Genomic DNA, 12,641 nt, shown 5'->3' on the forward strand with positions numbered 1-12,641 from the left:
TTAGTTAAACGGCTTGACGTGAAGTTGCGATGCATGACACGCCAAGGCGTACGGTTCGCAGTTATGCCAGATCGCGCAGCTTTGGTTCGCGCTCCCAGAATCGTGACTGCGCTGCTTTAACAAATGCTTTGGTGTTCGTTGGGTCAAACACTCCTGCATCTGGCTTCACGCCAGCGGCTTCCAGAATGGCGTGCGTGCCTTTGCAGGCGGCTATGGCTTTGAGGTGACCAAATGCATCGCGGAACCAATTCTGGGCTGCAGCTTGCTGGGACAGTTTTTTTCCGGATTCCAATGGAATGATGGAAACAACTGCATCAAACTGCGCGGAAGGAGATCCGGCCAGTTGCCCGTCAATGGGGGCTTTTGTACCATCGCTCAGTGTGATGCCATCCAGGCGCGGCGCAATCAGCTTGACGCTGGCCTTGGCTGCTTCAAGTGCCTTACGCATCGCTGCAACGGAATCAGCGTTGGAGCCTTCGTCCACCAAAATGGCTACACAGCGGCCTTCCAGCGTGGATTTCATGCGGTCCATGATGCGGGTGGCAGGGCTGACAGGCAGGTCTTGAACGGGTACTGTTGGATTACTGGCCTCGGGCACCGGTGACATGCCCAGGCCCTTTGCCACGCGTTGGCCCAGCTCCTCATCGATCACACGCAAGTGGCTGACCACGGCGCTGCGCACATGCGGAGTTTGCACCTTGGACAGCTCAAACACCAAGGCACTAGCTATATGGGATTGCTCAAGCGCGCTTTGGCTGCGGAAGAACATTCGTGCCTGGCTGTAGTGGTCGGCAAAAGATTCCGGGCGCACTCGGCCTTTGCTGCCCACCGCAGCTTCAGCGAATGAGCTGAAACCCTCAGCTTGCGAGGCACGTGGGCTGTCAGGCTGCAGGCTGGAGGGCTCGTAATTTACGCGGCCCTTGGGCACTTGCATTTGCATATGACCGTCGCGCTGATGGTTCGAAAACGGGCATTTGGGCGCGTTGATAGGAATCTGCACAAAGTTAGGCCCGCCCAAACGCGAAAGCTGAGTGTCCAGGTACGAAAACAGGCGGCCTTGTAGCAGAGGGTCGTTGGAGAAGTCGATGCCGGGCGGCACATTGGCCGGGCAGAAGGCCACTTGCTCGGTTTCGGCAAAAAAATTGTCGGGCCAGCGGTTCAGAACAAAGCGGCCAATCTTGCGCAGAGGAATCACTTCTTCGGGAATTAGCTTGGTGGGGTCTAAGTGGTCATAGGGCAGGGCAGCGGCTTGATCTTCGGTAAACAGCTGTACTGATAGCTCCCAGGCAGGTGTCTGGCCGGCCTCCAGCGCTTCAAACAGATCGCGGCGGTGGTAGTCGTTGTCTGCGGCCTGCAGCGCCAAGGCTTCGTCCCATACTGTGGACTGAATGCCCAGTTCGGGCCGCCAGTGGAATTTGACGAAGGTGCTCTCGCCCTTGTCGTTGACCAATCGATAGCTGTGTACGCCAAAGCCCTCGATAGTGCGCAAGCTGCGAGGGATGGTGCGGTCGCTCATGATCCACATGACCATGTGCATGGATTCGGGCATCAGTGAAATGAAATCCCAGAAAGTGTCGTGCGCGCTGGCGGCTTGGGGAAAGCCACGGTCGGGTTCCATCTTCACGGCGTGAACTAGGTCGGGGAATTTCATCGCGTCTTGGATGAAGAACACCGGCACGTTGTTACCTACCAAATCCCAGTTGCCTTCGTCGGTGTAGAACTTGATGGCAAAGCCGCGCACATCGCGTGGGGTGTCGACGGAGCCTGCGCCGCCGGCCACGGTGGAGAATCGCACAAAAATCGGCACTTTCTTGCCGGTTTCTGTCAGCACTTTGGCCGTGGTGTATTTGGCCAGCGAGTCGCTCAATTCAAAGTAGCCGTGGGCGCCAGTGCCACGGGCGTGGACGATGCGCTCAGGAATGCGCTCATGGTCAAAGTGGGTGATCTTCTCGCGCAGGATGAAGTCTTCCAGCAGGCTGGGGCCACTATCAAAGGCTTTAAGCGAGTTTTGGTTATCGGAGAGCGGGATGCCCTGTTGGGTTGTCAAAACTGGATGGCTACTCCCGGCTTGCTGTTGAAGTTCTCCAGCATTTCCACGTAGGTCGGTGGCTGACGATTTAGCACTGGTTTTCTTGGCTGCTGACTTGTTCATGCAAACTCCTTGGCTGGTGGTGCTCTTCACTATGCAGTGCTTAGCGGTCAGCGCTGTAGGCCTAGGAGATGCATGTTTGCGGGCAATGGGATTACATAGATGAAATTTTTCAGGACTTTCACTCTGTGATGCTGTGAATTGCTACCTATTGGGATGGATTTATGCAACAACGCCTTGAGTGACTTCAGCCCTCGGTTTAAGGGCTGAGTTTTGATTTAGCGGGCGATAAATTCTCGAACCATGGTGTTGAATACGTCCGCATGCTCCCACTGTGCCCAATGGCCGCATTGGTTAAAGACGTGCAGTTCAGCGTTGGGAATACCCCAGATCAAGCGCAGACCAATGTCCAGCGGGACAAAGCGGTCGTCGCGGCCCCAGATGACCAAGGTCTTGGCCTTGATCTCGGATAGGCGCGAGCTGTAGTCACTGAACTGCTTGGGGTTGATCTGCGCGCTTTTGACGAAATTTTCCAGATGGTCGCGACGGGCCAGAATGTTGTTCAGACGCTGCTGGTACAACTCTTCGGTCAGACTGCTGGCGTCGTACACAAACACACTCATCATGCGTTTGATGTTCTCTACGGTGGGATCGCGGTACATCGCGCCGATCAGCTTGATGCCTTCAGTGGGCATGGGCACAAAGTTGCTGGGGCCGCCGGTGCCGCCACCCATCAAGATGAGCTTGCCCACCATGTCGGGGTTGGCCAGTGTAAAGCCCACGGCACTGTGACCTCCCATGGAGTTGCCGATGATGTGCACCTTGGCAATGCCCAGGCCATCGAGCACGGCTTTGAGGCAGCGCGCATTCAGGTCGGAGCGTGAGCCGGTGCTGACGATGGTGTCGCTTTTGCTCCAGCCTGGGCAGTCCAGCAAGATGACGCGGTAGCCTGCAGCCACCAGCGGGTCAATGTTGCGGTGGAAGTTGGCCCAGCCGCTGGCACCGGGTCCGGAGCCGTGCAGCATGACCACGACTTGCTCGCCTTGTCCGACGTCGTTGTAATGCAGCTTCAGGGGCTTACCATCTTCTGTGATGGTGATGAAATGGCTGGTGGATTCTTCGGTGATGGGGGTGCTCATGCCTGAAATTCCTTAAGAGGGCAGCGTTTTGTGAAAGAGGCTGCACAAAGTTAGAAGTGCCTTAGGGCGATTGGATATGCATGGCATGGCTTGATGACCATGCCATGCGCACCATTTTTAAGCCGCAACAGCCGTGCCGCGCTGACGCAGCAAATCAAGCGCCACGTCCACAATCATGTCTTCCTGGCCACCCACCATGCGGCGCTTGCCCAGCTCCACCAGAATGTCCACGGCCTTCAGGTTGTATTTGGCAGCAGCCACTTCCGCATGGCGCAGGAAGGAGCTGTACACACCGGCATAACCCAGAGCCAGCGTTTCGCGGTCCACGCGCACGGGGCGGTCTTGCAGGGGGCGCACGATGTCGTCAGCGGCATCCATGAGCTTGTACAGATCGGTGCCGTGGTTCCAGCCCAGGCGCTCGGCAGCGGCAATGAAGACTTCCAGAGGCGCATTGCCAGCGCCTGCGCCCATGCCGGCCAAGCTGGCATCCACGCGGTCGCAGCCTTCTTCTACGGCCACGATGGAGTTGGCCACGCCCAAGCTCAGGTTGTGGTGGGCATGCATGCCGGTTTGGGTTTCGGGCTTCAGCACATCCTTGAAGGCGCGGAAACGGTCACGCACATCTTGCATGCCCAAAGCGCCGCCCGAATCCACCACGTAGCAGACGGTGGCGCCGTAGCTTTCCATCAGCTTCGCTTGCTGGGCCAAACCTTGAGGGGTCTGCATATGGCTCATCATCAAAAAGCCCACGGCTTCCATACCCAAGTGACGGGCGTATTCGATGTGTTGACGCGAAACGTCGGCTTCGGTGCAGTGGGTCGCAACGCGAACTACGCGCACGCCGGCGTCGTAGGCGGCTTTCAGGTCATGGACGGTACCGATGCCGGGCAGCAGCAAGGTGGTGATCTTGGCGTGCTTGACGACGCTGGCCACGGCTTCAATCCATTCCAGATCAGTGTGGGCCCCAAAGCCGTAGTTAAAGCTGGAGCCTTGCAGGCCGTCGCCGTGGGCCACTTCAATGGAGTCCACCTTGGCATCGTCCAAGGCCTTGGCGATTTGCTTGACTTGCTCAACACTGTACTGGTGGCGAATGGCATGGCTGCCATCACGCAGGGTCACGTCGGAGATGTAGATTTTTTTGTTCACGTTCATGACGCTTTTCCTTAAGCAGTAGCCAGTTTGGCAGCCAGCATGCGGGCGGCCATGTGTTCAGCGGTGCGCAGACCTGCGCTGGTCATGATGTCCAGATTGCCGGCGTAAGCGGGCAGGTAGTGGGCTGCACCCTCGACTTCCAAGAACACCGAGGTCTTCAGACCCGTCAGGGCATTGCCCACGCCAGGGATGCGGATGGGTGTGTCGATGCGGTCGAACTGCACTTTTTGCTTCAAGCGGTAGCCGGGCACATAGGACTGCACATCGGCGGCCATGCGCTCTACCGATTCAGCGATGGCATCTTGGTCGGCAAAGTCGCTCAAGGTGTAGACCGTGTCGCGCATGATCAGCGGTGGCTCGGCCGGATTCATGATGATGATGGCCTTGCCCTTGGTCGCACCGCCCACCACTTCAATGGCTTTGGAGGTGGTTTCGGTGAACTCATCAATATTGGCGCGGGTGCCGGGGCCGGCGCTCTTGCTGGCAATCGAGGCCACGATTTCGCCGTAATGCACCTTGGCCACGCGCGAGACGGCAGCGACCATAGGAATAGTGGCCTGACCACCGCAGGTGACCATGTTCACGTTCAGCGCATCCAGATGCGCTTGGCCGTTGACCACGGGAATGCAATACGGGCCGATTGCCGCAGGTGTCAAATCGATCATGCGGATGCCGGGCTTGAGGCTGCGCAAGAAGGCATCGTTTTTGACATGAGCGCCTGCGCTGGTGGCATCAAAGACAAAATCGATGTCCGCAAACTCAGGCATGCGGGTAAGGCCTTCCACACCTTCGTGGGTGATGGCAACGCCCATGCGGGCGGCGCGGGCCAGACCGTCGGAATTGGGGTCGATGCCAACCATGGCACCCATTTCGATGTTCTGGCCGTGGCGCAGAATCTTGATCATCAGATCTGTGCCAATGTTGCCGCTGCCGATGATGGCAGCCTTGAGTTTGCGGGTCATAGCAATTGCTTTCCGGGAAAAATCAGTCAATAGAGGCGCCGCTGGCATTAATCAGCGGTGCCCAGCGAGTCACTTCGGACTGGATGAAAGTGCCGAACTGCGCAGGAGTGGAGGGGAAGGGCTGCATACCTTGATCAGCAAAGCGCTTGAGCACTTCAGGATCTTTCATGGCGGCAAGCAGCGCTTCGTTAAGGCGGTTAACGGCAGCTGCAGGCGTGCCCGCTTTGGCGACCGCACCAAACCACACGCCAGCATTGACGCCGGGAATACCCAGCTCATTGAGCGTGGGGACATCAGGCAGTTGTGCGGCACGCTTGTCCGCAGCAATGGCCAGTGGTTTGAGTTTTTTGCCTGCAATTAAGGGGGCGGTGCTGATGACGGGGTCGAACATAAAGTCCACCTGGCCGCTCATCACATCTTGCAGCGCAGGCGCAGAGCCTTTGTAGGCCACATGGCTGAAGCTGCCGCCCGTCTTGCCGCGGAAGGTTTCGCCCAGCAGATGGCCGATAGAGCCCATGCCTTGTGAGGCAAAGTTCAGGCCGCCTTTTTGGGTCTTGGCTTGTTTGATGACGTCGCTGACGCTGTTCAAGGGGCTGTTAGCCGCCACGACCAGCACCAAAGGAGATGAGATCAGCGAGGTGATAGGGGTGAAGTCTTTGATGGGGTCATACGAGAAGTTGCGGAACAACGTGGGGTTGATCGCGAACATCTCGGTGGCCGCCACATAAATGGTGTGGCCGTCAGCAGGTTGCTGGCGCACGAAAGCGGCGGCAATCTGGCCGCCGCCGCCAGGTTTGTTGTCCACTACAACGGGCTTGCCAAGCTGCTCGCTGACCTTCAAGGCCAGAATGCGAGCGATAGCGTCTGTAATGCCGCCAGCGGGGAAGGGAACCACCATCGTCAGCGAACGGTTGGGGAATGTTGCGGCGCTGGCTTGTGCCCAGATAGGCGTTGCCGTTGCAGCGAGGGTGAGGGCCGTCAGGCTCAGCAGGTTACGTCGATTCCACATGCGATTGTCTCCGTTGGTTTTGTGTAGCTTGCAGGGGTAGAAAAGAGAATTTTTCAATGGGGACTGGCTGCGTTTTAAAAGCAATGCAGCAGCCAGCGAGCCCGATTAGATTTGTCCGAACTGGGCGCGCACTGAGCCTACGCCGCTGATATGTGCCTCAAAGCGGTCACCTACTTGCACAGCAACCATGGGGCCGAGGGCGCCGGTCAGAACCAGATCGCCTGCACGCAGAGGTTGCCCCAGTTGCGCCAGCTTGCGCGCCAGCCAGACAGCGGCGTTCATGGGGTGGCCCAGACAAGCGGCGCCAGAGCCGATAGAGGCCACTTCACCGTTGCGATCCATCTTCATTTCGCACAGCTTCAGATCCAGAGCATTCAGGCGTGTGGGCACGGCGCCCAGAACCACCAAGCCGCTGGAGGCGTTATCGGCCACCGTGTCGATGAAGCGAATATTCCAGTTGGCAATTCGGCTACCCACGATTTCAATCGCTGGCAGCACATAGTCCGTGGCGTTGATGATGTCGACCAGCGTAGCGTCCTTCAAGTCCAGGTCGCGCGCGAGCACGAGTGCGACTTCGGCTTCTACTTTGGGCTGCAAAGTGCGCGAAAAAGGAATGACTTCATCGTCGCCATAGACCATGTCAGCAAACAAAGTACCGAAGTCAGGTTGGTCTACACCCAGCTGCTTTTGCACAGCCAGAGATGTCAAGCCAATCTTGCGGCCCACAATGCGGCGCCCTTGCGCTTGTGCATGCTGCACATTGGCCAGCTGCACCGCATAGGCGGTTTCGTTATCACTGATCTCGTCGCGCAGCGGCTCGATGGGTGTGGAGCTGGCCTCGGCTTGGCGAAGGCGTTCAGCCCATTGGGCGATTTGGATAGTGGATTCAGACATGGTGATCTCGCGTTCGTTTATTGCTGGGTGTGCATCAGCATCAGCCCGTAACCTGCGATCAGCGCAGGAATAGCGCGATAGGCGCGTACGGGGCAGGGTAGCTCGGTGTTCAGCGGCAAGGCACTGCGTGCGACCAGCCATGTTTTGGATTCGTGGGCGGAGTTGCCGGCTTGCTTGGCAATAGAGTCTTCGCTCATGGCGCAAAGGCTTGCAAGCTCACCGCTGGCAATCCCTTCCATCCATTGCAGGTCCCATTCGGGGTTGAGCGGCTTCATCCAGTCTTCACCATTGGCCAGCGCCATACCGGCTGCTTTGACGCGCTCGGTCTTGGCGTCACGCTCGAGCAACGTTGATGTCTGCTTGATGGTGATGCGCTCGCGCACGGCGGCGTCAGGGTGCTCGAGCGTAGGCACAGGGGGCTCATGCGACAAACCGCCTGAGCCAATCAGCAAGGTACGCTGAGGCAGGGTGTCTAGGAACTTGCCAATGGCTTGGCCCAGTTCAACACAGCGCCCCATGCGTGCGATGCAGGGTTGAGCCACCGCATTCAAAAAGATGGGCACCACTGGCGGGGTTTTTAACTCATCGCCCCACAAGGCCTGAAGCGCTTGGGAGAACCCATGATCGACCAGCATGCGCCTAGACACTGCCATATCGAAGTGTGAGTCCATTAAGTGCTCCGCCAAAGCAATGGCGGTATCACTGGGCACATTCAACGGGCCAGCAGGAGACAGATAGTCACCGACGGCTGTTGCCTCACTACCAATGCAGAAGGTAGGCATGAGTTCATTGAAAAAGCCGTTGTAGTGATCCGGGCCAATCAAGATGATGAGCTCAGGATCGAAAGCGAGAACGGCTGCTTTGGCTTGTGCGACGGCGTCGTCTAGGGCTGTCTGATCTTGCGCACTGATGGGGTTGAGCCCCAACAGTGGCGAATGAGACATGCCCAAAAATGCGCGCTTTGCATTTTGGAGCGTGACTTGCATCATGCAAATGCCTCTTGTGTGGATGGCAACTGGGCGTGCAGCACGCCAGCCAGCTGTTGCGTGACGCTAGAGACTTCTTGCGGTGATGCCAAAGCTGCGACAAAACGGTCTGGGCGAACGAAGACGATGGACTTGCCTTGCGTGCTAAACCAGTCTTTGATGCGGCCTTGTGCATCGCCGATAGTCAACACACCCTCGCGAGTGGGGGAAGCATGCTGCAACTGCACGGCTGGCATGACGCGGATAAAGCGTGCGCCCAACTTCTTCCAGAAGGCAAGGCTGGCTTCATTCATGCCGTAGCTTGGGTCAGTGCCCCAAGCGATGATGGCAAAGTGCAGGCCAATCAGGTCATCTAGGCGCACGGTTTCGCCTTCAAGGGTCGAGACTCGGGGCTGAATAAACATGCGACCGATGGGGCTGGGTTGAGGAGCCTCAAGTCCATGCACCAAGCGGCCAAACACAGACTCTTTTTTCTCTGCCATCAGGCCCAGCAAACGGCTCAGTGGCGTGTCGCCGGAGCGGCCCAGCAAGCTGGCAAACGGCGTTTTAAAGCCTTGATTTTGCGTGGCGGTTTGATGCAGAACCACGCCTTGCTCATAGCGCGGCATGGGCTTGAAGCGCATTTCAGAGAAGTACTGCTTCACGGGTGGCACGGCATTCATGGCCAGCATCAAGGTGTCGCGCACTTTGGCGGCGGTATGGCTTTCCGGGGCAAAGATGTCGCCTGCTACTTCGGATAAGTGAATCATGCTGCGTGCGTGGCTGCGGCGCTCTTGCTCATAGCTGTCGAGCAAGGAGGGGCCTGCTTGGCCTTTAACGACCATTGCCAGCTTCCAAGCCAGATTGCTGGCGTCACGCATGCCGCTGTTGTAGCCCTGACCTTGCCAGACGGGCATGATGTGCGCCGCATCACCGGCGAGCAAAACACGGTTCACGCGGAACTGGTTGGCCAAGCGTGCGTTGTGGGTGTAGACGCGTTTGCGGATGTAGTCCACCTTGTCGGGATCAGCCACCACTTTGCGCATGAGCTGGGCCAGATTTTCTGGTTTGGACAACTCTTCTTCTGTCTCCCCGGGCATAACCATGAATTCAAAGCGGCGAATGCCGTGAGGCAGGGCGGCGGATACGTAAGGACGCTCTGGGTCGCAATGCATGCCGATGTGCGGCGTGCCCAGTGGGTCATTGCGAACGTCAACCACAATCCATTGGTTGGGCTTGGTGCGGCCTTCAAAACCAATGTTCAACGTGCGGCGGATCAGGCTGTTGCCACCATCACAAGCGAGCATGTACTTAGCGCGCACAGTGCGCTGTTGGCCTGCTGTGCTTTTGATCTCGGCGGTAACGCCAGAGTCGTTTTGGGTGAAGTGCTCTAGTTCATGACCCAGCAGCACTTGCACCTGAGGGAAGCGCTCCAAACCCTTGTAGAGAATGGCATCTACCTGAGGCTGAATAAATGCGTTGCGACGTGACCAGCCAAACTCGTCTGTACGCGGCTCGATAGAGGCAAAGCACTGACCTATTGCGGTGTAAAAACGCATCCAGTGATCAGGTGTGATGTGGGCCTGAACTTGTTCGGCCAAGCCAGCAGCTTGCAGCGCGCGCAGGGATTCGTCATCAATACCGATGGCGCGTGGGTAATCGATGATGCTTTCGAGCTTTTCCATCAACATCACGCTGACACCTGCCAGGCCCAAAGTGTTGGCCAAGGTCAGTCCCACTGGCCCCGCTCCAACAATCAAAACATCGTATTCGTTGACTTCAATGGCTTGCTGATCTTTGGCATTCATTCCTGTGTCTCCCATGTCGCTTCAGCGCGTAATTCCCGCTGCGTTGAGCATTGTCAACACTGATGTCAAAATTCAGAACTACGTGCACGTGGTGCACATAAATCATGGTGGATACCCTTGAGTTTCAATTTGCGGGTGAGAACGCCCGTGCCGAAACTCTTGGCGGTGCGTGACAGGCGCACCGCAAATTTGTGCTCAAACACTTGTTCAATATGCAAACTTCCAATCCCCTAACGATCAACAACGACTACAAAGATGTGCGCAGCCTCTCGCGTGGCCTTGCGTTGTTGCAGGCGCTCAATCGCGCACCTGGAGGGATTGCAACCACCACGTCACTGGCGCAAAGTTGCAATATTCATAGAACTACGGTGAAACGTCTTTTAGAGACGTTGCGAGCCGATGGTTATGTACGAAAGGGCGAAAAAGAAGGCCAGTACTGTTTGACTTTTGCGGTGCGCGGCCTGAGTGAAGGCTTTGTCGATGACGATTGGGTGGAGCAAATTGCATTGCCACTGATGCGCACAGCCACGCCCGACTTGCTTTGGCCTTGTGATTTGGGAACTCTAGAGGGCGGCTTTATGGTAGTGCGTGAAAGCACTCATCGCTTCAGCCTTTTGTCCCAGCACCGCGGAAAAATTGGCGAAAAAATGCCGCTGTTTTTTACCGCCATGGGCCGCGCTTATCTCAGTGCCTGCTCTACAGCAGAGCGCGAAGGACTGCTCACCTTGCTTGGGCAGCGCAGCGATGAAATTGGCACCATGGCGCGCGACAGCAGTGCGGTCGAGCAATTGATGGCTGAAACCCGTGACCGAGGTTATGCGATCAATGACGGTGACTGGGAAAGAGAGGGCGCGTTTGCGGCTATTGCCGTTCCTGTGACCTGCGCCAGCCAGTTGATTGGGGGGATTAATTTGGTGTTTCCCAAAGCAGCTGTCAGTGCGCAAGAGATTGAAAAACGCTATTTCCCTCGCTTAAAGCGCTTGGCGCAGCGCATTGGCAAAGATATTCAGCCTTGGATGAGCAATCGAGAGTAGCTCAACGCCACTGGCTTCGTACAACTAGCGGGGCGGCCATAGCGCGGCAGGGCGCGGCGGGAGTGCTTGCATGACCTGAGGTCATGATGAAAGCTGAAAAGGTCGTTTTAGCTTTGTAGCTGTCGCTTCTATATTTCTTCTTAAGACCCCATTACTAAGGAAGAAGCCATGTCTGTAACCGTCGAAATTGAATCCAAGCAATGCAGCAGCCCTGCACAACTGCGCGCCATGGCTGCCACGCAGGACTGGAGCGATTACCGTGCCCGCGCCTACAAAGTGGGCGGCGAATTTGTCCAAGCAGTTGAAGCGGTTACGCCAGAGATCAAGTCGCTGAGCCATGAGTCTGAGCGCGATGGCAAGGTCAGCCAGCGCACGGGTGATCTGATGGTTCAAGCCGGTGTGTTTCGCACCTTTACACCTTTGCAATACGGCGGCTTGGAAGCGGACCCGGCCTCCTTTTTTGAAGGCGTGATGAAAATTGCGGAAGCCGACAGCGCTGCAGCCTGGATTGCCGGACAACTGAACTGCCACTCTTTTGAAATTGCGTTGATGAACGAGCGCATGCAAGAAGAGTTCTGGGGCGATAGCCCTGACACCCGTGCCTCTAGCTCCTACGCCCCTATTGGCAAGGTGCGTGCTGTGGATGGCGGCTACGAACTCAACGGCACATGGACATTCTCCAGCGGCGTGGACCATGCCCAGTGGGTGATTTTGGGTGGTGGTGACAAAAACTTCGTCGTTCCTGTGACTGATTTAGAAGTCGATCACAAGAGCTGGAATGTGGAAGGTTTGAAGGGCACAGGCAGCAAGTCGCTCACACTGCGTGATGTGTTTGTGCCCGAATACCGCGTGCACCACTTGCGCGATACCTATGAAGACAACAACGCTGGCTGGTTGCTTAACAACCGTCCGCTCTACTGGCTGTCGTTCATGGGCATCTTTAACTCCACCGCCACCAATACCGTGATTGGTACGGCCAACTACGGTCTGCAGTACTTTATGGAGCAAGCCAAGGTGCGTTTGACACGTCAAGGCACTGGCGCACCGATTGCCAACAACCCTTTCTTGCACCTGAAGCTGGCAGACACGCTGACCAAGGTCAACGGCGTGCGCAACCGCCACCTGAACAACTGGCGCGCTCTGTTTGATCTGGCTTGCAAGGGGCAAGAAGGCACACCGCTGGAGCGTATGCGTGTGCGCTTTGAGTCGGCCGATGCCAATGCCACTTGCTTTGACTCGATTCACGAAATCTGGCCTATTGCAGGTGCGGCGGCCTCGGCACAAAACAACGATTTGCAGCAGGTTTATCGTGATTTGATGGCGGCTCGCAACCACGGCTCGGCGGGTCGAGAAATGGCGGCAAGCCTGTACATCAAGACCATGTTTGGCATGGAGCCTGCGCCCTTTAGCGATATGGGAACGCTGGCCTACTACAAGTAATTTCAGGCAAGGCACTCAAAGCTTTCACATTCTTTGACTTCAAGCCCCTCGGCAGCGCTGGCTCTTTCAAAGCCAATGCTGCACTGGGTGGGTGCTGAAAATTTCCTTGAACACGAACGCCGGCCTGCCTTGATGGGCCGGGCGTTGCC

The 12,641-nt window shown here is 57.0% G+C and carries 10 protein-coding genes; 2 read left to right on the forward strand and 8 right to left on the reverse strand.

Annotation, left to right across the window (positions count from 1 at the left end):
* Positions 1–61: 61 nt before the first annotated feature.
* The 8 genes from KUF54_RS04835 to KUF54_RS04870 all read right to left on the reverse strand — a co-directional run bounded on the left by KUF54_RS04835 (position 62) and on the right by KUF54_RS04870 (position 10,018).
* A complete protein-coding gene (locus KUF54_RS04835; protein ID WP_219345535.1) occupies positions 62–2,152 on the reverse strand; it encodes a catalase in 2,091 nt (696 codons plus the stop codon).
* Positions 2,153–2,367: 215 nt separating this feature from the next.
* On the reverse strand, positions 2,368–3,228 hold the full coding sequence (locus KUF54_RS04840; protein WP_219345536.1) for an alpha/beta fold hydrolase: 861 nt from the start codon (positions 3,226–3,228) through the stop codon (positions 2,368–2,370).
* Positions 3,229–3,345: 117 nt separating this feature from the next.
* The gene (gene dmpG, locus KUF54_RS04845) at positions 3,346–4,380 is read right to left on the reverse strand and encodes a 4-hydroxy-2-oxovalerate aldolase (RefSeq protein WP_219345537.1); all 1,035 of its coding nucleotides are present in this window, start codon (positions 4,378–4,380) and stop codon (positions 3,346–3,348) included.
* An 11-nt stretch (positions 4,381–4,391) separates the two neighbouring features.
* On the reverse strand, positions 4,392–5,342 hold the full coding sequence (locus KUF54_RS04850; protein WP_219345538.1) for an acetaldehyde dehydrogenase (acetylating): 951 nt from the start codon (positions 5,340–5,342) through the stop codon (positions 4,392–4,394).
* 22 nt (positions 5,343–5,364) lie between these two features.
* A complete protein-coding gene (locus KUF54_RS04855) occupies positions 5,365–6,351 on the reverse strand; it encodes a tripartite tricarboxylate transporter substrate binding protein (protein ID WP_219345539.1) in 987 nt (328 codons plus the stop codon).
* 105 nt (positions 6,352–6,456) lie between these two features.
* Complete coding sequence (gene mhpD, locus KUF54_RS04860) at positions 6,457–7,245, reverse strand: 2-keto-4-pentenoate hydratase (protein WP_219345540.1); 789 nt, start codon at positions 7,243–7,245, stop codon at positions 6,457–6,459.
* A 17-nt stretch (positions 7,246–7,262) separates the two neighbouring features.
* On the reverse strand, positions 7,263–8,189 hold the full coding sequence (locus tag KUF54_RS04865) for a 3-carboxyethylcatechol 2,3-dioxygenase (RefSeq protein ID WP_255576302.1): 927 nt from the start codon (positions 8,187–8,189) through the stop codon (positions 7,263–7,265).
* 41 nt (positions 8,190–8,230) lie between these two features.
* Positions 8,231–10,018: a bifunctional 3-(3-hydroxy-phenyl)propionate/3-hydroxycinnamic acid hydroxylase gene (locus KUF54_RS04870; protein ID WP_219345542.1), complete on the reverse strand. Its 1,788-nt coding sequence runs from the start codon at positions 10,016–10,018 to the stop codon at positions 8,231–8,233.
* Between the two features lie 212 nt (positions 10,019–10,230).
* Between KUF54_RS04870 and KUF54_RS04875 the strand changes: the two genes are divergently transcribed.
* Together KUF54_RS04875 and KUF54_RS04880 are read left to right on the forward strand one after the other, a co-directional pair.
* Positions 10,231–11,052, forward strand: a complete 822-nt coding sequence (locus KUF54_RS04875; RefSeq protein ID WP_219345543.1) for a DNA-binding transcriptional regulator — start codon at positions 10,231–10,233, stop codon at positions 11,050–11,052.
* A gap of 168 nt (positions 11,053–11,220) precedes the next feature.
* A complete protein-coding gene (locus KUF54_RS04880; protein ID WP_255576303.1) occupies positions 11,221–12,492 on the forward strand; it encodes an acyl-CoA dehydrogenase in 1,272 nt (423 codons plus the stop codon).
* Positions 12,493–12,641 lie beyond the last annotated feature (149 nt).

It is taken from the genome of Comamonas sp. Y33R10-2 (assembly GCF_019355935.1).
Lineage (GTDB): Bacteria > Pseudomonadota > Gammaproteobacteria > Burkholderiales > Burkholderiaceae_C > Comamonas.

What these genes read in the sequence shown, in the direction of transcription:
- KUF54_RS04835 (WP_219345535.1), bottom strand. Translation starts at nt 2,152, where the DNA reads ATGAACAAGTCAGCAGCCAAGAAAACCAGTGCTAAATCGTCAGCCACC.
- KUF54_RS04840 (WP_219345536.1), bottom strand. Translation starts at nt 3,228, where the DNA reads ATGAGCACCCCCATCACCGAAGAATCCACCAGCCATTTCATCACCATC.
- dmpG (WP_219345537.1), bottom strand. Translation starts at nt 4,380, where the DNA reads ATGAACGTGAACAAAAAAATCTACATCTCCGACGTGACCCTGCGTGAT.
- KUF54_RS04850 (WP_219345538.1), bottom strand. Translation starts at nt 5,342, where the DNA reads ATGACCCGCAAACTCAAGGCTGCCATCATCGGCAGCGGCAACATTGGC.
- KUF54_RS04855 (WP_219345539.1), bottom strand. Translation starts at nt 6,351, where the DNA reads ATGTGGAATCGACGTAACCTGCTGAGCCTGACGGCCCTCACCCTCGCT.
- mhpD (WP_219345540.1), bottom strand. Translation starts at nt 7,245, where the DNA reads ATGTCTGAATCCACTATCCAAATCGCCCAATGGGCTGAACGCCTTCGC.
- KUF54_RS04865 (WP_255576302.1), bottom strand. Translation starts at nt 8,189, where the DNA reads ATGTCTCATTCGCCACTGTTGGGGCTCAACCCCATCAGTGCGCAAGAT.
- KUF54_RS04870 (WP_219345542.1), bottom strand. Translation starts at nt 10,018, where the DNA reads ATGAATGCCAAAGATCAGCAAGCCATTGAAGTCAACGAATACGATGTT.
- KUF54_RS04875 (WP_219345543.1), top strand. Translation starts at nt 10,231, where the DNA reads ATGCAAACTTCCAATCCCCTAACGATCAACAACGACTACAAAGATGTG.
- KUF54_RS04880 (WP_255576303.1), top strand. Translation starts at nt 11,221, where the DNA reads ATGTCTGTAACCGTCGAAATTGAATCCAAGCAATGCAGCAGCCCTGCA.